This window comes from Mucilaginibacter sp. KACC 22063 (assembly GCF_028736115.1).
GTDB lineage: Bacteria > Bacteroidota > Bacteroidia > Sphingobacteriales > Sphingobacteriaceae > Mucilaginibacter.
Map to the genome: position 1 here is coordinate 2,894,750 of NZ_CP117877.1, position 18,916 is coordinate 2,913,665.

16 protein-coding genes are annotated in these 18,916 nt (G+C 39.7%); 11 read left to right on the plus strand and 5 right to left on the minus strand.

Annotated features, from left to right (window positions below; translation table 11 throughout):
- The first annotated feature begins 295 nt into the window (after positions 1-295).
- The 11 genes from spt (at position 296) to PQ461_RS12505 (ending at position 12,325) form a co-directional block, all read left to right on the plus strand.
- Positions 296-1,507 (plus strand): serine palmitoyltransferase, encoded by a 1,212-nt coding sequence (spt, locus tag PQ461_RS12455; protein ID WP_274205851.1) that lies wholly within the window; start codon positions 296-298, stop codon positions 1,505-1,507.
- A 73-nt stretch (positions 1,508-1,580) separates the two neighbouring features.
- Complete coding sequence (locus tag PQ461_RS12460) at positions 1,581-2,699, plus strand: GNAT family N-acetyltransferase (RefSeq protein ID WP_274205852.1); 1,119 nt, start codon at positions 1,581-1,583, stop codon at positions 2,697-2,699.
- Positions 2,696-3,673, plus strand: a complete 978-nt coding sequence (locus tag PQ461_RS12465; RefSeq protein WP_274205853.1) for an NAD-dependent epimerase/dehydratase family protein — start codon at positions 2,696-2,698, stop codon at positions 3,671-3,673. The genes PQ461_RS12460 and PQ461_RS12465 overlap by 4 nt, the downstream gene beginning before the upstream one ends.
- Before the next feature lie 31 nt (positions 3,674-3,704).
- Positions 3,705-5,027 carry an inositol-3-phosphate synthase gene (locus PQ461_RS12470; RefSeq protein WP_274205854.1) on the plus strand — a complete coding sequence of 441 codons (1,323 nt, stop codon included), beginning with the start codon at positions 3,705-3,707 and terminating at the stop codon, positions 5,025-5,027.
- Between the two features lie 289 nt (positions 5,028-5,316).
- The gene (locus PQ461_RS12475; protein ID WP_274205855.1) at positions 5,317-7,857 is read left to right on the plus strand and encodes a DUF5686 and carboxypeptidase-like regulatory domain-containing protein; all 2,541 of its coding nucleotides are present in this window, start codon (positions 5,317-5,319) and stop codon (positions 7,855-7,857) included.
- Between the two features lie 19 nt (positions 7,858-7,876).
- Positions 7,877-8,605 (plus strand): CDP-alcohol phosphatidyltransferase family protein, encoded by a 729-nt coding sequence (locus PQ461_RS12480; RefSeq protein ID WP_274205856.1) that lies wholly within the window; start codon positions 7,877-7,879, stop codon positions 8,603-8,605.
- Positions 8,606-8,613: 8 nt separating this feature from the next.
- Positions 8,614-9,198: a DUF4833 domain-containing protein gene (locus PQ461_RS12485; protein WP_274205857.1), complete on the plus strand. Its 585-nt coding sequence runs from the start codon at positions 8,614-8,616 to the stop codon at positions 9,196-9,198.
- 6 nt (positions 9,199-9,204) lie between these two features.
- Positions 9,205-9,831 (plus strand): sterol desaturase family protein, encoded by a 627-nt coding sequence (locus PQ461_RS12490; protein ID WP_274205858.1) that lies wholly within the window; start codon positions 9,205-9,207, stop codon positions 9,829-9,831.
- Entirely contained in the window at positions 9,831-10,787 is a 957-nt protein-coding gene (locus PQ461_RS12495; RefSeq protein ID WP_274205859.1) for a phosphatase PAP2 family protein, read from the plus strand. The genes PQ461_RS12490 and PQ461_RS12495 overlap by 1 nt, the downstream gene beginning before the upstream one ends.
- 106 nt (positions 10,788-10,893) lie before the next feature.
- Positions 10,894-11,625 carry a hypothetical protein gene (locus PQ461_RS12500; protein ID WP_274205860.1) on the plus strand — a complete coding sequence of 244 codons (732 nt, stop codon included), beginning with the start codon at positions 10,894-10,896 and terminating at the stop codon, positions 11,623-11,625.
- A 118-nt stretch (positions 11,626-11,743) separates the two neighbouring features.
- Positions 11,744-12,325: a CAP domain-containing protein gene (locus tag PQ461_RS12505; RefSeq protein WP_274205861.1), complete on the plus strand. Its 582-nt coding sequence runs from the start codon at positions 11,744-11,746 to the stop codon at positions 12,323-12,325.
- A 4-nt stretch (positions 12,326-12,329) separates the two neighbouring features.
- Here PQ461_RS12505 and PQ461_RS12510 read toward each other — a convergent pair whose 3' ends face one another.
- From PQ461_RS12510 to PQ461_RS12530, 5 genes are all read right to left on the minus strand, one after another.
- The gene (locus PQ461_RS12510) at positions 12,330-12,464 is read right to left on the minus strand and encodes a hypothetical protein (RefSeq protein WP_274205862.1); all 135 of its coding nucleotides are present in this window, start codon (positions 12,462-12,464) and stop codon (positions 12,330-12,332) included.
- 534 nt (positions 12,465-12,998) lie between these two features.
- Complete coding sequence (locus PQ461_RS12515; RefSeq protein ID WP_274205863.1) at positions 12,999-14,747, minus strand: cellulase family glycosylhydrolase; 1,749 nt, start codon at positions 14,745-14,747, stop codon at positions 12,999-13,001.
- A 5-nt stretch (positions 14,748-14,752) separates the two neighbouring features.
- The gene (locus PQ461_RS12520) at positions 14,753-16,156 is read right to left on the minus strand and encodes a glycoside hydrolase family 30 protein (protein WP_274205864.1); all 1,404 of its coding nucleotides are present in this window, start codon (positions 16,154-16,156) and stop codon (positions 14,753-14,755) included.
- A gap of 22 nt (positions 16,157-16,178) precedes the next feature.
- Entirely contained in the window at positions 16,179-17,648 is a 1,470-nt protein-coding gene (locus PQ461_RS12525; protein ID WP_274205865.1) for a glycoside hydrolase family 30 protein, read from the minus strand.
- A 12-nt stretch (positions 17,649-17,660) separates the two neighbouring features.
- Positions 17,661-18,890, minus strand: coding sequence for a cytochrome c3 family protein (locus PQ461_RS12530; RefSeq protein WP_274205866.1), 1,230 nt, complete (start codon positions 18,888-18,890; stop codon positions 17,661-17,663).
- Positions 18,891-18,916 lie beyond the last annotated feature (26 nt).

Consider the following 18,916-nt stretch of genomic DNA (forward strand, 5'->3'; position numbering starts at 1 on the left):
TACTTGAACGCAATAGAAACGCATATATATAACAAAGGTTCAGGTTATTTATCAATTATCTAAAAAGTTACAATATTTGAACATACTCATCAGTTTATATATTAATACTTACTTTTAGGTGTGGTTTGAGGGTTTTTTTCAACCAACATTACAACATCACGATTTTTTTTAATTACTTTGCCCTTTAGTATTTTTTATGGGAGCCATAAGTAATCTGATAAAAAAATTACAAGCCAAGTATAAGTTATAAGCTTTTTCATGGTATTTTTACAAAAAATTTAAGTTAAATTAATTCATGGGTAAAAAACTACATGATAAAATTGCTCAGTTTACGACAGCAGCAATGGCCAGAGAGAAAGGGGTATACCCCTATTTCAGGCCTATTGAGTCGGGGCAGGATACTGAGGTTATCATAAACGGTCAGCGGGTATTAATGTTTGGTTCCAATTCTTATCTGGGCCTTACCAACCACCCCAAAATAAAAGAAGCAGCAAAAAAAGCGATTGATAAATATGGTACAGGTTGTGCCGGTTCCCGCTTTTTAAATGGGACACTTGATATTCATATCGAATTAGAAAATCAGCTTGCCGAATATGTAGGTAAAGAAGCTGCTGTGCTTTTCAGTACCGGTTTTCAGGTTAACCTTGGGGTTTTATCATCAATTACAGGCCGAAACGATTATTTAATTCTTGACGAATACGACCATGCTTCTATTATAGATGGCAGCCGTTTATCTTTTTCCCGTGTAATTAAGTATGCACACAACGACATGCAGGACCTGCAACGTAAGTTGAGCATATTACCTGAAGAAGCTACCAAACTGATCGTGGTTGACGGTATCTTCAGCATGGAAGGTGATATTGTTAAGTTACCTGAAGTTGTTGCACTTGCAGAACAATACGGTGCCAACGTTATGGTTGATGATGCACACAGCCTTGGTGTTATAGGTGACAGGGGCGCTGGTACAGCATCACACTTTGGTTTAACCGATGATGTGGACCTGATTATGGGTACCTTCAGTAAATCATTAGCATCATTAGGTGGTTTTATTGCTGCCGATGAAGATGTAATTGATTACTTAAAGCACCATGCACGTTCATTAATATTCAGCGCAAGTATGCCGCCTTCAACAGTGGCCAGCGTTATTGCAGCACTTGATATTATTAAATCTGAACCAGATCGTATCCAGAGGTTATGGGACAATACTAACTATGCTACCAAGTTAATGCTTGAAGAAGGCTTTGATCTTGGCCCAACAGAAAGCCCTATCCTACCGGTTTATGTACGCGATAACGATAAAGCGTTTTTAGTGACTAAGCTTTTGCAATCAGAAGGCGTATTTGTTAACCCGGTTGTTTCTCCGGCGGTACCTTCAGATTCTTCACTGATCCGCTTCTCGTTAATGGCTACACACACGTTTGACCAGATTGAGGAAGCTGTTGAAAAGATAGCAAAAACATTTAAAGAGGTTGGCGTAGACGCCCACTCGATAAAAGAAAAAATATAAGCCAATTAAATGAGCTATTTTACTACAAAATAGCTCATTTTGTTTATACCCCTAATAACTCTATATCAATATCATGACAAAGATCATTGCCGTAAGTTCAAAAAAAGAACTTGGTTTATTTATTGATTTCCCACACGAGCTTTACAAAAACGATCCTTACTACGTACCAGAACTGTTTATCGCACAACGCGACATACTTACCACGCACCCCTTTCATAAACATTCTTCATTGCAGTGTTTCCTGGCTTATGACGACAATAAAATTGTAGGGCGTATTTGTGCAATCTACAATACCAATCATAATAAGTTTAACAATGTTAATGACGGCTTCTTTGGCTTTTTTGATTGCATCGACAATCAGGAAGTTGCCGATATATTGTTTGAAACCGCAACTAAATGGGTAAAAGAAAAAGGCGCTACTAAATTAGTTGGCCCGGTTAACCCGTCAACCAACGAAACATGCGGCTTACTGGTAAAAGGGTTCGACAGTTCGCCAATGGTGATGATGCCGTATAACCGTCCTTATTATATAGACTTGCTTGAAAAAGCCGGATTACACAAACAAGTGGATCTACTCGCATGGCATTGGGATGATAAAAGCTATAACGATAAGTCTTTACAGATGCTTGATAAACTGCAAGAGCGCTTAAAACGCAATAGCAACATCACCATCCGTAAAATAAACCTCAAAGAATTTAAAAAAGAAGCGGATGCCCTACGCGATGTTTATAATCATGCGTGGGATAAAAACATGGGCTTCTTCCCGATGACAAACGAAGAGTTTGATTATACAGCCAAAGATCTTAAACTGATATTAGACCCAGACTTTGCACTCGTTGCAGAACAAGAAGGAAAAATTGTGGGTTTCGGTGTTGCAGTGCCTGATGTTAACCAGATACTGAAAACCATCAAGAAAGGCCGTTTGCTGCCAACAGGTATCTTTAAGCTTTTACTTAACAAAAAGAAAATACAGGGTATCCGTATTATGCTGTTAGGCGTTATTGAAGGTTACCGCAAACTGGGTATTGAAGCTTGCCTTTACGGATCAATTATAAAAGAATACCGCCGCAAAGGTTTAAAATATGCCGAAGCATCATGGACATTAGAACATAATGACATGGTAAACCGTGCCATTGAAGCTATTGGCGGCGACCAATACAAAACCTACAGAATTTACGAGAAAGAGATATGAGGGAAAGGGTTTTAATAACCGGCGCAAGCGGGTTTATTGGCCACCACATTATAGAGGAAGCATTAAAAAACGACCTTGATGTGTATGTTGCCGTACGAAAGAAAAGCAACATAGCGCATCTGAAAGCATACAACGTACAATTTACCAATCTCAAATACAGCAATCAGAAACTGCTTGCTGAAAATATCAGAGAAAACAAATACGATTATATCATACACGCTGCGGGCTTAAACAATGCTTCATACCGCGGCGCGTATGATTACGTGAACACTACCCTTACTATCAATCTGGCAAAAGCCGCAGTTGGCCAGGTAAAAAAGCTTGTGTTTATCAGTAGCCTTGCAGCAGTTGGACCTCTAAAGGATCTTAACGGTATTATTACCGAAAACACTGAACCGCACCCGGTAAGCAATTATGGCCGCAGTAAATTAGTGGCAGAATTACTTTTACAAAAAGTGCCGGGCTTAGTTTACACCATATTAAGGCCGGCAACCATTTATGGCCCGGGTGGTAAGCAGCTATTACCATTGTTAAATAAACTGATTGGCGGTAAAGAAACCTATATAGGCACCCAGCCACAAAAGCTAAGCTACATTTATGCAAAGGATGTTGCCCTTGCCAGTGTAAAAGCGCTATACGGAGGTAACTTTAAAACCTATAATATTTCTGACGGTAATTTTTATGATCGTACTGAATTACAAAAAATTGTTAAGGACATATTAAATTTGCATACTGCGAAGTTTCATCTGCCTGTCACCTTTGTAAAATTACTTGCATCGTTTAAAGAAAAAGTAAGTTATTTGGGCGGTAAAAATCCGGAACCATCCCCAGACAGGCTTAAAGATATTATCGCTCCTAACTGGGCATGCAGCATTGAAACAGCAAAGCAGGAATTGGGCTTTTACCCGCTTTATAACCTTGATAGTGGTTTAGATAAAACGATTAACTGGTATAAAGCTAATAATTGGATATAAATAAATTGTTAACTCGAATAAATATTAATAAATGAAAAACAACGTTCAACCTTCAGAAGGTAAACTTGGTATTTTGATACCGGGTCTGGGTGCTGTTGCCACTACCTTAATTGCAGGTGTAGTAGCCGTAAACAAAGGGTTGTCTCAACCTTTCGGTTCACTTACACAAATGGGCAATATCCGTATAGGTAAAAGAACTGAAAACCGTTCACCAAAAATAAAAGACTTCGTGCCTTTAACGCCCCTTACCGATGTTGTTTTCGGTGGTTGGGATGTATATAGTGATAATGTTTACGAAGCTGCTGTACATGCTAAAGTTTTAGAAAAAGATCTGCTCAATTCTGTCAAAGAAGAACTGGAAGCTATCGTTCCGATGAAAGCTGCTTTTGATAAAGATTATGCACGTAACCTTGACGGTACCCACGTAAAACAAGGTACCCGTGCCGAACTTGCCCAGCAGTTAATTGACGATATCAACAACTTTAAAGCACAGCACAACCTTGACCGTGTTGTAGTTTTATGGTGTGGTTCTACAGAAGTTTACTTCGAAGAAACCGAAATTCACCAAACTGTTGAAGCTTTCGAAGCTGCTTTAGCTAACGATGATAAACTGATTTCGCCAAGTATGCTTTATGCATATGCAGCTTTAAAATTAGGCCACCCTTACGTAAACGGTGCTCCTAACTTAACAGTTGACATCCCTGCAATGGTTGAGCTTGCTAAACGCACCGAAACACCAATTGCCGGTAAAGATTTTAAAACTGGTCAAACTTTAATGAAGACCATCCTTGCTCCAGGTTTGGCTGCACGCGCACTTGGTGTTAAAGGCTGGTTCTCTACCAACATTTTAGGTAACCGCGATGGTTTAGTACTTGATGATCCTGAAAACTTCAAAACTAAAGAGGTTTCTAAATTAAGCGTATTAGAAGATATCCTTCAACCTGAAGCTAACCCTGAGCTTTATGGTGAGCTTTACCACAAAGTACGTATCAACTACTACCCTCCTCACGGTGATAACAAAGAGAGCTGGGACAACATCGACATTTTTGGCTGGTTAGGTTACCACATGCAAATCAAGATCAACTTTTTGTGCCGCGATTCAATTTTAGCAGCACCGGTAGCACTTGACCTTGCCCTTTTCAGCGACCTTGCTAAACGTGCAGGTATGAGCGGTATTCAGGAGTGGTTATCTTTCTACTTAAAATCCCCACAGGCTGCGCCTGGCTTACGTCCGGAGCACGATATTTTCAAACAGTTAATGAAACTGCAAAATACCCTGCGCCACATGATGGGCGAAGATTTAATTACCCACTTAGGTTTAGATTACTACCAGGAACTTGTAGATCATTTATAAGATTTCATGTATATACAGAACGGCTGCCTATGGTGGCCGTTTTCTTTTATTCTTGTTACAATTCAATCAAAAAAATTAATCAATCATTTGATTAATTTTTGACTTTCTTTCTACAATATTCTCGTTTTAAATTTTCACTTTTGCGGCTATCAATTATCAATATGTTAAATAACGTTAATTGATTTTATTAAGATAAGTCTGGCAACAGTTAAACGTTATAGATTATCTAAGGTCATACTAAACAAAAAGGATAATTGCAGGTATTGTAACTTGAATGAGCTTTAACAACTTGAATAAATTTATTTTATCGCTATTACTATTTGTTATTGCTTCTTCGGTTGCACTGGCCCAAAATACCGTAGTAAGCGGTACAGTAACAGATGCCGCAACCAAACGCCCCCTATCCTATGTCACAGTTGCTTTTACCGGAAGCAGTATTGGCATGAACACCGATGATAAGGGAAACTTCTCACTTAAATCTATAAAGCCCTACTCGCAGATCACCGTATCGTTTGTAGGTTACAAAACCGTCACGATGCCTGTAAAGCCTGAAACAGAGCAGGTCATTAACGTTCGACTGTTTCCTGATACTAAACAGCTAAATGAGGTTATAGTAAAATCGGGCAAGAAACAACGATACAGAAATAAGGACAACCCGGCTGTTGAGCTGATACGCAAAGTAATTGAGAACAAGCCAAAGAACAAGCCCGAAGCTTATAACTTTGTTGAGTATAAAGAGTATGACAAGACGCAGATGTCTTTCATCAACGTGTCTGAAAAACTGGGTGACAAAAAATTCTTCAGAAAATATAAGTTTTTCCTGGATAATAAGGACAGTACATTACTGCCTGGCAAGACCCTGTTACCTGTATTTTTAACAGAAAAGTTATCCCAAAACTATTATCGCCGTGATCCTGAAAAGAAAAAGCAGATCACCCTTGGAGAAAAAACGGTTAATATAGGGGCTTTCTTAGACAGCGAAGGTTTCAGCACTTATTTCAAGCGTATGTATAATGATATTGATATATATCAGAATAACATATTCTTGATGACCAATCAGTTCCTTAGTCCTATTGCTGATGCTGCGCCAACCTTTTATAAGTTTTTCATAACCGATACAGTTATGGTAAATAATACCAAACTGATACAGTTAAGCTTTACGCCACGTAACACAACGGATATGCTTTTTGAAGGTGATATTTTTATCACACTTGATGGTAATTATGCCGTACAAAAAGCAAACTTGACTATTAACAAAAGCATCAATCTTAACTGGGTACGTACACTACACGCCAATCTTGATTTTGAACAAAACCCTGATGGCCGCTGGCACATGAGCCGCAGCGATATTCAGGCCGATTTTGGGATAAGCAAAAAAGGCGACCACGGATTATTTGGTGAACGTACGATAACGTTTAAAAATTATGTTATCAATAAACCCCGTCCTGATACTACCTACGAGGGTTTGAGTGAAATAACAACAGATGATGCTAAACGGCGAACCGACCAGTTTTGGGCAGATAACCGTTTGGATACGTTAAGCAAGGCGGAATCAAAAGTCTATGGCAATATTGATAGCCTGCACCGCATGCCATCATACAGACGCACTTCAGATATCATTGCTTTATTATTAGCGGGCTATAAATCATTCGGCAAATTTGAAGTTGGACCTTCAAGTACCTTTTACAGCTTTAACCCTATTGAAGGTTTGCGATTACGCCTGGGTGGGCGTACTACGCCTGAGTTAAGCAAGCGTTACTACTTTGAAACCTATGGTGCTTATGGTTTTAAAGACGAAAAGTGGAAGTATTTTTTAAGCGCCACCTATTCCCTTAATGATAAGTCAATCTATAGTTTCCCTCAGCACTACATCAGGGCAAGCTATCAGCACGATACCTCTATTCCGGGTGCTGATCTACAATTTGTTCAGGAAGACAATTTCCTGTTATCATTTAAACGCGGCGTTAACGATAAATATTTATACAACGACTTTTACCGCTTGGATTATGTAAGTGAATTTCAAAATCACTTTTCTTATTCAATCGGTTTAAAAAATTGGAAACAAGCTCCGGCTGGTTCACTATACTTCAACAACTTTGTTGATGGCCTCCCCAACAGTATTCATGACCTGACTACTACAGAAGCTACCCTGCAGCTGCGCTATGCACCGCATGAGCAATTTTACCAGGGTAAACTTTACCGCACCCCTATCTTCACTAAATATCCTATTATTACCTTCAACTTTACCGAAGGATTGAAGGATGTTTTTGGCGGCGAATACAATTATTCAAAGGTTGACCTGCGGATTGATAAGCATACTTATTTCTCTCAATTAGGCTATGCCGATATCACTTTACAGGGTGGCAATATTTTTGGCAAGGTACCTTACCCTTTATTGGTAGTACATAGAGCCAACCAGACTTATGCGTACGATCTTGACTCCTATAACCTCATGAATTTCATGGAGTTTGTGAGTGACCATTATGCAGCGTTTACTATTGACCAGCATTTTAACGGTTTCTTCTTTAATAAAATACCTTTATTAAAACGCTTAAAATGGCGCGAAACCTTTTCATTTAAAGCATTATACGGCGGTGTAAGAGACGAGAACAATCCAGCTTTACACCCCTCATTATATCAATTCCCTGTTGAAAGTAGCGGCGCACCTATCACTTATGCATTGGGTTCAAAACCTTACATAGAAGGTAGCGTTGGTATCGAAAATATATTTAAATTTATTAGGGTTGACCTTGTAAGAAGATTCAATTACCTGGATCATCCAAATGCACCTGAATGGGGAATACGTACAAGAGTTAAATTTGATTTTTAAATTTGCATCTGCGAAAAACATGGCACAACAAACTACATCATTACGCACATCTGCACAGCTTACCATTTACAAGGTAATTGATCCTTTTGTAAAGGTGTTAATTAAACTCGGCCTTACGCCTAATGCAGTTACAACAATAGGTTTTATGCTTAATGTTGGTGTAGCTGTCATATTTGTTATCGGTGCCGAAGAAGGCAACCGTGGTGACCTTACCTACGTAGGTTGGGCTGGCGGCCTGATTTTATTTGCAGGCTTATTTGATATGCTCGACGGGCAGGTGGCACGTTTAGGCAATATGAAATCTACTTTTGGTGCGCTTTACGATTCTGTGCTCGACCGCTATAGCGAACTGGTGATGTTTTTAGGAATTTGCTGGTACCTGGTTGCTCACCACTATTTTTTAAGCTCATTATTTGCCTTTATCGCCTTAATAGGCTCTATGATGGTTAGCTACGTACGTGCACGTGCCGAAGGCTTGGGCATTGAGTGTAAAGGTGGTTTAATGCAACGCCCCGAACGTGTTATAACAATCGGCCTGTGCGCCATACTATGCGGCGTAACCTCATTATATATCGGCGGCGATTACAAATTATATGTACCTGGTGTAAAATATCACATTTTTGAAACCATGTCTATTTTTACCATTCCTATCGCTGCACTTGCTGTTCTAACAAATATCACTGCTTTCAACAGGTTGGTTGATGCCAAGAAAAGCTTGCTGGAAAAAGAAAATCCTAAAAATAATTAATTCGTACTTTGAAACAACTTTTACTATTTCTTTCGTTAACGGCAAGCAGTTTTTTGCCGGCTAAATACACAAATAACCACGTTTCTCATAGTCTTACTGGACCAGATACACTAAAGAACCACAAATCTGAAAATAAATATCCTGCGCTGCCTGCATCTGTAAACCATTTGTTTTATGTACAGCGCGACCCTAATGCAAACACGATTGTATATGAGCTGAATGCGCCTAATGGCAAACTGGACGAGGAAGAACCCGTGCATGCTTACTGGATCCGTTATGCAGCCAAAGGAGAACATGCAGAACTGAATTACATACAACGTAAGTTTGCCTACGGCCTTAACCAAAAGCCACTGGGAAACGGAAAATATGATATCAGGGTGGTGTCTTACAAAAAGTATCCTATGACATTAATGAAGTCACAGGACGGTAAATATCACATTTTCGCAACTATTGGGCAGAAACAAGTAATATTAAACCGTATTTTTGTGCGGATTGAAGGCGGGTCATTCTGGATTCCAAACGTATTGTATGTTGAATTAAGAGGGTCTGATCCTGTAACCGGACAAGAAATAGTAGATAGATTTAAACCCTGATTAGCCATGGCAAAGAATTATATATCAAACTCGCAGGAATCTGTGCGCATGTTTAAGAGTGATTTTTTAGAGAGCTTATCTAAGGTTCACTTTTTTGTTCCGATAATTATTTATTTACCGGTAATATTAGTGTGCTTATATATGGGCATTGATGCGCATATCCCTGTAACACGCTTTTTAATATTAATGGTTTCGGGCCTGTTCATCTGGACATTTGTTGAATACGCCTTACACCGTTTTGTTTTTCACTTTGTACCAAAAGCAGAATGGGCATTGCGTTTACACTTCATTTTTCACGGTGTACACCATGATTATCCAAGCGATAAAAAACGTTTAGTGATGCCGCCTTCAGCAAGTATTCCACTGGCATTAGGCTTTTTCTTTTTGTTCCGTGCTATATTACCGTTGCATACAGACGTATATCCCTTTTTTGCAACCTTTATTTTAGGATACCTGTTTTATGATATTGGCCATTATGCCATCCACCACTTTAACTTTAAAGGCGGTATCTGGAAAAGCATTAAACGCCATCACATGCTGCATCATTACCAGGATCCAACTAAAGGATACGGTGTAAGCTCTGCTTTATGGGATAAGGTATTTCAATCAGATTTTGAGGAAAAAGCTAAATAATGGACCTCGCCTCCTCCTTTGAACTATTCCCCACTGTAAATAAAAAAACAGCAATAACACTTGCATTGCTTTCAGTAGCTTATGTGGTGCTGTCGTACTTTGTGGTTGGCTACAAGTCTGATCAATTGGTACTCCTAGGCTTGGTGAATGGCCTGTATTACTTATCGGGATATACCCGCCGCTTTGTCACAGGCTTCGCTATATTTATAGTTTACTGGATCATTTTCGATTACATGAAAGCCTTTCCAAACTACCGCTTCAATCCGGTACACATAGGCGATCTCTATAGCACCGAGAAAAAACTATTTGGCATACATAGTAACGGGCTTATATTTACCCCAAACGAATACCTGAAAGCGAATAGCCGCAGCTGGCTTGATGTAATTACCGGTATCTTTTATTTATGCTGGATACCTGTTCCGCTTGGCTTTGCAGCTTATCTGTTATTTACAAGGCCAAAGCAGTTCCTGGGTTTTGCACTTACCTTTTTCCTGGTAAATCTATTGGGCTTTGTAGTATACTACACCTACCCTGCTGCGCCACCATGGTATATACAGGAACACGGCTTCAAATTCATTCCCTTAATAAAAGGAAGCACGGCAGGCCTTGCCCGTTTTGACAACTATTTCCATGCGGGGATATTCAAAGGCATCTACGAAAAAGGCTCTAACGTATTTGCAGCCATGCCTTCGCTACATTCGGCTTATCCGGTGATTGTCCTATATTATGGACTAAAAAACAAACTGGGCTTAGTCAACATTTTATTTGCTACAGTAGTATTGGGTATTTGGTTTACAGCAGTTTATGCAAGCCATCACTATGTTTTAGATGTAATGGCAGGTATTACAACGGCTATTGTAGGTATATCGCTATTTAACCTGATACTTGCTAAAAGCAAATCCTTTCAAAATTTCATAAACGCATACGAAAAACTAATTATTAAGTGTAAAAACTAACTATTTTACTTTCAACGATTTACTTATTAAAGTAATTTTCTGCGGCTCTTACGACTTAGGCACGGCGTTTGTAATTATCAATTTAACTTATTGTATTACAATCCGCATGAAAAAGTTATTACTATTATCATCAATTATATTAGCCGCTACTTTTGCGAAAGCAGGAATAATCAGTGATCCGGATAGTTTGATCAAAGCACAGATCGAAGTTTCTAAATCAGATACGGTTAAGGCTAAATTATATAACGACTTAGCTAACCATTATATGGCTTATGCTGCAATACAAGACAGAGAGGTAAGAACTGCCTACCAGGAAAATGCCTTAAACTATACACTTAAAGCGTTGCACCATTATTACCGTATTGATGACAGCACCAGCATGCGTGCCTGCTATGATCGCCTTTCACGAGTGTACCGTGATCAAAAGAAATTCAGCCAGGCAAAATGGTTCATACTACAATCTAATACCATGGCCCGTAATCAAAACGACCAGGCTAATATTGTTGCGTCACTGATTACACTTGCCGGTATCAAGATGGATATTAAAGATTACGATCTTGCCGTAGGCGACTTGAAAGAGGCATTATCATTGTCATCAGTAAACCGTTACTCAGATCAGCAAACTAATATTATGCTGGCTTATGCCCGTTTGTACAATAGTACCCATAAACCTACCAAAGCGGCAGCAGCCATGAAGCGTTATGCATTTATGAAAGATAGCATGAAACGCGATTCTCAGCTGAGAAGAATGGCTAAACTTGGTCCAAAAAAAAAGTATTACCTCGCAAGCAACAAAGTACAGTCAAACAGCAAGGGTACCCAATCGGTATCACTTTAATAGCGATACTGGTTGTTGTTATTCTCATTATAGTCGTCATCATATTTTACAGGCGACGTAAATCATCAAGGATTTAAAGCGGTTAAACTATTAACCGCTTTTTTTGTCAGATAAGGGTATGAATAAGAAGTTGATTTTTGGTGGGATAATGATGTTCTTATTGGTTGGATTGTCATTACTGGTACAATCGCAGGATGTAGTATCAGACGACCAGTTTAAACAAGAATTTCTATACCGGATTAATAAAGTACGTGCAGCAGGCTGCAATTGCGGCAGAAAGCGCATGCCCCCTGCCCCTCCCATTACCTGGAATAACGTGTTAGAATCTGCTGCTATTGGCCATGCAAAAGACATGAACGCTCGTAATTATTTTAGCCATACCAGTAAAGATGGACGCAGCATTGAAGACCGTATCCTGAATGCCGGTTATAATTATAAAGGTTATCAGAGCTTTGCAATTGGCGAAAACATTGCTTATGGGCAGCAAAGCATTGCTGAGGTTACCAACGGGTGGTTTAAAAGCGAAGGTCATTGCCGTAACCTGATGAACCCGGACTTTAAAGAAGTTGGTGTAGCACGAAGCGGCTTATATTGGGTACAGGACTTTGGCGGCCGCGTACCCTTTACTGCTGCGCAGCAACAAATGATTAAGAATGGGGCTAAACTAATCTTTAAAAAAGAAAAGGCTGGCCACGAATGATTGCTTAGTCAACAAAATAACTAATAATGATGATACCCGCAATAATGCCGACAACCATAATTACATAAAGCAAAATCTCGTTACCGGCGAAGCGCTTATATTTCGTCCAGAATGAGTAATCCTTGTCTTCGCCAGTCATGTTGCAAAACAAGTGATTTAAGTGTAAATCTGAAAGTTTTTAATCTTTTAAGTTCGGTGAAAACACTCTGTTAACGCTCCTGAAATATTTAGCGCTTTTTTATCGAGCAATACGGTTTAATCGCAAACGGAAAAAGTAACATTCGTTGAAAACATGCCCTCTTTCTATCTGATACGCTGTATATGTATTTAGTAGGTCTAACTAAACTAAGGACGCTAATACGGATTTATCATATTTAAGGTTATAACATTGGATGATTGTAATATAATTGTTACTAAAAATGAGAGCATAATTAGGATTTTTAACCGTTAAATTGACGTTTTTAAAGCCTAATAATTTGGTTACCAGAGGTGGTAGTCCGTAATTTTGCTTTGAAAATACAAGCTCCTGATAATTGAAGATGTCTTCGGTTTACTGAAGATGTTTCTAAATAAATTTTCCCTTGAGAAAGGAATTTTTGACGTTCAGAGATTGCTTGGATTTTAGTTGATTATAGCGTTCCGGCTTGAGACCCCGGAACGCTTTTTTTATCATCTAATTTTTGGAGAAAGTAACAGAACGCAGATCAAACCCGCCTTTATCTGCCATTACCCTCAGCACATTTTTTCCCTTATTTAGCTTTACATTTTTAAACGTAACCGGATGCCAGCCTTTTGATTTATCGGCCTGCGGAATAGCAATTCCTTGTATGCTTACACCATTTAAGATCAGGCTTGCCTGGCCATCGGCATTGTCAGCCATTATATCCAGATCAATATTATAATTACCGGATTTTTCAACGTTGAAAGTATATTGTGTCCACTCGCCATCCTCAATGCTAAATATGTAATAGCCATTTTCGTCGGCCTTAATGTCTACCCCGTCATTACGGTACGTCCTGCCTCTGTTACCTTGCGTATGTACTCCAGGCGTATACTGATAGCTTGCTGTATCTTTATCAAAATAAGCATAACGCTGGCGACCCAGGTCATAATCAACAGTATTGATCTGTGCTTTACTGCTTACCGTTACCTTTTTAAACGGGACTGTTGCCGTTGTATGCACCTGCCTGAACATGGCATCGGTAACGTCTTTGTGATAAATATTGTTCTCCAGTTTAATATTATTCAGGAATTCGTTTAAAGCAGCTTCTGCATCGGTTTTAGCAGGTTTTGGGCCTTTTCCGCTCCAGTAGTCCAAGAGAGTTTGATATGATGGTGTAAGCTTGATTTCAAGCGGGTTGTTAATGCCTATCTTTTTAAGCTGCCACCAGCTCCAGCCAATATCGTGCGACTCGACCAAGCTTATAGCTTCTGTAAACCATGTATTGGAGTTTTCGCCAGATTCGCCCAACCAAAGTGGAACGTTGTATTGCTGACTGATGTTAAGAAAGTTTTGTATGGCTTGCTGCGTATTAAAATTACCATACTTGTGAAAGCTAATCACCGTATTATTATCCCACAAAGGGAATATGCCTTTATAGTTGTTTCCAAAACCATTTCCCTCAATAATGATGATGTGGTTTTTATCTACTTCGCGTATGCTCTTGGTAATATCTACCATTAACTGGCGCAACGGCGCATTCTTAGTTTCATTTGTACCGCGTTTATCCTCAGTGCTTTCAAAGCCCCAGTTAGGCTCATTGATGATATCGTAACCACCAATGTAAGGTTCGTTAGCATAGCGTTCCGCAAGTTTATGCCACAAAGCGATCATCTTATCCTGGTTGGCTTTGCTATCCCATAGTGATGGTTTGTCTGGATAACGATCAGAAATATTTAAATCATTCCCCTGCCCGCCCGGTGTAGCATGCAGGTCAAGTATAAGGTACATCTTGTTTGCTTTGCACCATTTCAAAAGGCTATCCGTCATGGCGAAACCCTTTTCAAGCCAGGTATTTTTCTCTGCAACAGGCTCCTGATCAACAGGTAGGGTATATAAATCAAAATGCATAGGCAATCGGATAGAATTAAATCCCCACGAACGCATAGAATCAATATCAATCTTCCGGGTATTATTTGCCAGCCACCTATCGTAAAATTTAGCAGTGTAATCTGCATCTGTTATTTCCTCAATTTTTTGCCTGATGATGTGCTGCTGGCCAAGGTTACTTACCTTAAACATATAGCCTTCCTGCAACATCCAGCCACCAAGGCCCATACCACGCAGTATGATCTTTTTACCATTACCATCAGTGATTATTTTGCCCGATGCTTTAAGGTAGCCCTGCGCATAAATTAGTGATGGTAACATAACCAGTAACAACATTGCCGCTACTGATCCATATTTAAAAGCTTTTTTCATTCCGATTATTTCCATACGTAAGTGGCCACAGCGCCTGCATCAAGCATTGTACTGGCTTTTTGTCCGTTATATTTGATGGTAAAGTTCTGCGGTGTTTCAGCCGTATTGATTACAATAAGCACCCTTTTACCATCCGGGGTTTTGAATGCCACATTTGGTAAGGTGCTTAAAGTGTTCGATGCAATTCTTACTGAACCCGGGCGGACAAATTTAGCGGCATGAGCCACCACGTAATAAGCCGGATTACGGATCACACTGTCTTTATCAATAGTAATACCACCCATACATCTGTCGCAGCCGCCCCTGTCTGTGTGCGGGTTATTTTGCGGGTCGGCAGCAAGGTTCCATTCAATTACGTTGCGGCTCCAGTTGCGTGTAGCGCCAATGGTTAAATTGGTAATATGACCGGCAATATCCCGCTTGAAGTTGGCAGGCGAACCCATCCATTGCTCTGTGAAATACAGGTTTTTATCAGGGTGTGCGTCATGTACTTTTGATAGCGCATCAATAGTACCAGCATAAAAATGGAATGCAGAACCATCGATATATTTCTTTGCCTCCGGATCATTTAAAATAGAAATCGGGTATTCGGGCTTATCGCAATTATGATCATAAATAATGATTTTGGTTTTAATACCCGATTTTTTGAACTCAGGGCCAAGGCTCGATTTTACAAACAAGGCTTGTTCGTCTGCCGGCATAAACATACTTGGGTTATTACCAGGATGTAGCGGCTCGTTTTGAACGGTAATGGCATCAATGGTAATACCATTACTCTTCATCGCTTTAATGTACTTTATAAAATATCGCGCATACACATCAAAGCAATCCTGTTTTAAGCTGCCACCACGGGTATCACCATTGGTTTTCATCCAGACAGGCGCCGACCAGGGCGATCCTAAGATTTTAATTTTGGGATTGATGGCCAGTATCTCTTTCAATACCGGTATCACTTCAGATTTATCAGGGCCTAAATCAAATTTGGCTAAAGTTGAATCTGACTGACCAGCCGGAAGATCATCGTAAGAAAATACATGATCGTTCAAATCTGATGCGCCGATTGATACACGTAAATAACTAATGCCGATGTTATTAGCGTCCCATGCAAAAAGTTCTTTTAATAATTGTGCACGCTTAGCAGCATCCATACGCATCAGTAACTGTGCGCTACCACCGGTAAGGCAGAAACCAAAACCATCGATGCTCTGATAGCTTTCTTTATCATTTACTTCAATGGCCTGACTTTGATCTCCTGTTTTTTTAAATAAAAGATCCTGCTGTTGTTTCTTGAATAACACTGATTGATCCGCCTTGGTCAACCAGGTTTCAACAGTCCCCTTTTGTTGTGCAAATACACCGGACGATGTTAATAAAGCCGCCGCAATAAATGTTTTTTTAAGGTATTTCATATAATTATAAGTGTCAGTTATTTTACCAAACGAAGGTTGCCACCGAACCTGAACCCAAAACAGCAGTAACCGATTTACCACCGTAAGTGATATTGAAGGTTTGAGATAATGAACTATTGGTGTTTAGTACGATGAGGACTTTTTTGCCATCGGGTGTTTTAAACGCTACGTTAGGCAGCGTATCAGAAGTGTTTGAAGCAATGCGTGTAGAACCCGCAGGCACAAACTTTGATGCATGAGCAATAATATAGTAAGATACATTACGGGTTATAGCAGGGCTTATAGTAATTGCCCCCTGGCATGTTGAGCAACCACCGGCAGTATGCGGATTAAAGTTTTGATCAGCAGCCAAATTCCATTCAATTACGTTGCGGCTCCAGTTGCGTGTAGCACCGATAATTAAGTTATTTACATGCCATTGCAAATCCCCGGCAAATGTGCCGTTCTTGCCATCTATCCACTGCTCGGTGAAGTATATATTCTTAGCAGGGTAAGCATCATGTACAGGACTTAATGCAGAGATGCTTCCAGAATATAAGTGAAATGCGGAACCATCTACATAAGGATTTGCCCCCGCATCTGATAAAACCGTCAGCGGGTAATCTGTACGGTCTGTATTATGGTCATACGCAATAATTTTGGTAGTGATGTTAGCTGCTTTAAAAGCCGGTCCTAAATTATTTTTGATAAAGTTTGCCTGCTCATCTGCCTGCATCACCATACTTGGATTATTGTATGGATTTAACGGTTCGTTCTGTGGTGTTATGGCATCAATTGTAATGCCTTCGGCTTTCATAGCTTGTATATACTTTACAAAATACCGTGCATAAGCATTGTAGTATTGCGGAAGCAAGCTTCCGCCTTTATAGCTGTTGTTGCTTTTCATCCAAATAGGTGCCGTCCATGGGCTACCTAAAATTTTTATTGAAGGATTAAGTGCAATTATTTTTTTTAGCACTGGTATCAGGTCTGTACGCTCCTGATCTATCGTGAAATTCTTAAGGTCAACGTCTGTAGCTTGATTAAATGAAGGGTCATCATAAGTAAAAGTATTTGCACTTAAATCTGATGCCCCAATGCTTATCCTGATGTAACTGATACCTATGCCATTATCAGCAGTAGTAAAAAGTTCGTTCAGCAATTTATCTTTTTGATCAGACGGTAAACTATTTATTAACGATGCGCTACCGCCCGTAAGGCAAAAACCAAAACCATCAATGGTTTGATACGCCTGTGAATCATCAACGGTAATTGTAGGATTGTTATTTAATATCGTACTAAAATTAAGTGCGCGGTTTTGCTTTGCAAGTAACGCAGCCTGGTCGGGTTGTGTTAACCACATAGCCACATCTGACTGTACAGGCGTTGTAGGTGTGGTTGGATTTGTTGGTGTTGCAGGCTGCCCGCCTGAATTTGAGTTGTCTTTTTTACAACCACTTGTCATGGCGGTTACTAAACAAAGAATTGCTGCACAGGTAGCTATTGATTTCATTTTGGGGGTAGATTATTTTGTAAGAAGTTTAATTACTTGTTGTGTTACAGCAGGGTATACTGCTATACGGTGCGTGTGGAGTAAATAGTCGGAAGTTGTATTAGCCCGGTTCTTTTTATAAGAAATTAGTTTGGAAGATTGCGCTGGCATATGGCAATCAATACATTTAGTATTAATTGCATTACCTAACTGAGGGGCTAACTTGCAAAAGTTGTGAGATTCAGTTTTATGGCATGTCATACACTTCTGTGAATAAGATACCACGTTATTATTGTTTTGGGCATGGCTACTGTGACAGGTTGTACAGGTCATGGTTTGGCTTTTGAGATAGCATTTGCTCATGGCCAGCAGTTTTGCCTGGCTGCCGTGCACATCCGGCTCAACAGTGTTGCCAAAATCGGTTTCGAGATACCGCGATAGGGTATCTCCCGGCTTATAGAAAAAAGTAGACCTTTCAACCTGCAGGTCGTTGCCTGAATGGCAAACCGCACACATTTCAACTTTTCGCTCACGGGGTAGATCAGCATAACGAACAATAAATTTTGCCTGCTTGTCATCCGGATGATCTGACTGGTACTTTACATGCTCTGCTGCAGGGCCATGGCAGCGCTGGCAATCTATGCCATAGATCATGGATGCTTTATTAAATTCTTCGGCTACCTTTAAGGTTTGATTGGTGTTTACATAATGGCTCTCCACAAAAGAAGCATGGCATTCCAGGCAACGGGTTAAAATAGGACGATCATAGTAAACAAGCTTATTAGGGAAGCCCGGGCTACCAGCCCAGTTATGTATAAAACTATAGTATGATAACGGCTGTTCAAATAGCTTATTGCTATTCCAGTAACCGTAGGTTTGCGCCCTCGTTCCCGATCCAATCGCCATATCCATACGCTCTTTTCTTACCGGCTTATTCTTGAAATAGGCAGACTGAAAAATGCCTGCTTTATCTTTTTCAATATTTACTTTCAAGCTATCATCGTATTCAAAAGCATTGCTTTCGGGCTTTATATTGTTTGCCAAAGTATTGCCTGTAATATTAGCCGACGTATGATAATGCCCTGTTAAGTGATAGGTTTGGTAAATTTCTTTATGGCATTTAATACACGTGGTTTCATCTGCATAAGTGTTTCCTCTCAAGTCTTTTTTACCCGAGCTTTTTATACACTGGGAGAAAAGCACAGCAAGTATAAAAGCTGAAAAAATTGATAGAATTAATATTTTGCCTTTGTTCAGCCTCATAAAGTTTGAAACGAAAAACAGAAAGC

Excerpts from the sequence above, each read along its gene's own strand:
- spt (WP_274205851.1), top strand. The coding sequence starts at position 296 with ATGGGTAAAAAACTACATGATAAAATTGCTCAGTTTACGACAGCAGCA.
- PQ461_RS12460 (WP_274205852.1), top strand. The coding sequence starts at position 1,581 with ATGACAAAGATCATTGCCGTAAGTTCAAAAAAAGAACTTGGTTTATTT.
- PQ461_RS12465 (WP_274205853.1), top strand. The coding sequence starts at position 2,696 with ATGAGGGAAAGGGTTTTAATAACCGGCGCAAGCGGGTTTATTGGCCAC.
- PQ461_RS12470 (WP_274205854.1), top strand. The coding sequence starts at position 3,705 with ATGAAAAACAACGTTCAACCTTCAGAAGGTAAACTTGGTATTTTGATA.
- PQ461_RS12480 (WP_274205856.1), top strand. The coding sequence starts at position 7,877 with ATGGCACAACAAACTACATCATTACGCACATCTGCACAGCTTACCATT.
- PQ461_RS12490 (WP_274205858.1), top strand. The coding sequence starts at position 9,205 with ATGGCAAAGAATTATATATCAAACTCGCAGGAATCTGTGCGCATGTTT.
- PQ461_RS12495 (WP_274205859.1), top strand. The coding sequence starts at position 9,831 with ATGGACCTCGCCTCCTCCTTTGAACTATTCCCCACTGTAAATAAAAAA.
- PQ461_RS12500 (WP_274205860.1), top strand. The coding sequence starts at position 10,894 with ATGAAAAAGTTATTACTATTATCATCAATTATATTAGCCGCTACTTTT.
- PQ461_RS12505 (WP_274205861.1), top strand. The coding sequence starts at position 11,744 with ATGAATAAGAAGTTGATTTTTGGTGGGATAATGATGTTCTTATTGGTT.
- PQ461_RS12510 (WP_274205862.1), bottom strand. The coding sequence starts at position 12,464 with ATGACTGGCGAAGACAAGGATTACTCATTCTGGACGAAATATAAGCGC.
- PQ461_RS12515 (WP_274205863.1), bottom strand. The coding sequence starts at position 14,747 with ATGAAAAAAGCTTTTAAATATGGATCAGTAGCGGCAATGTTGTTACTG.
- PQ461_RS12520 (WP_274205864.1), bottom strand. The coding sequence starts at position 16,156 with ATGAAATACCTTAAAAAAACATTTATTGCGGCGGCTTTATTAACATCG.
- PQ461_RS12525 (WP_274205865.1), bottom strand. The coding sequence starts at position 17,648 with ATGAAATCAATAGCTACCTGTGCAGCAATTCTTTGTTTAGTAACCGCC.
- PQ461_RS12530 (WP_274205866.1), bottom strand. The coding sequence starts at position 18,890 with ATGAGGCTGAACAAAGGCAAAATATTAATTCTATCAATTTTTTCAGCT.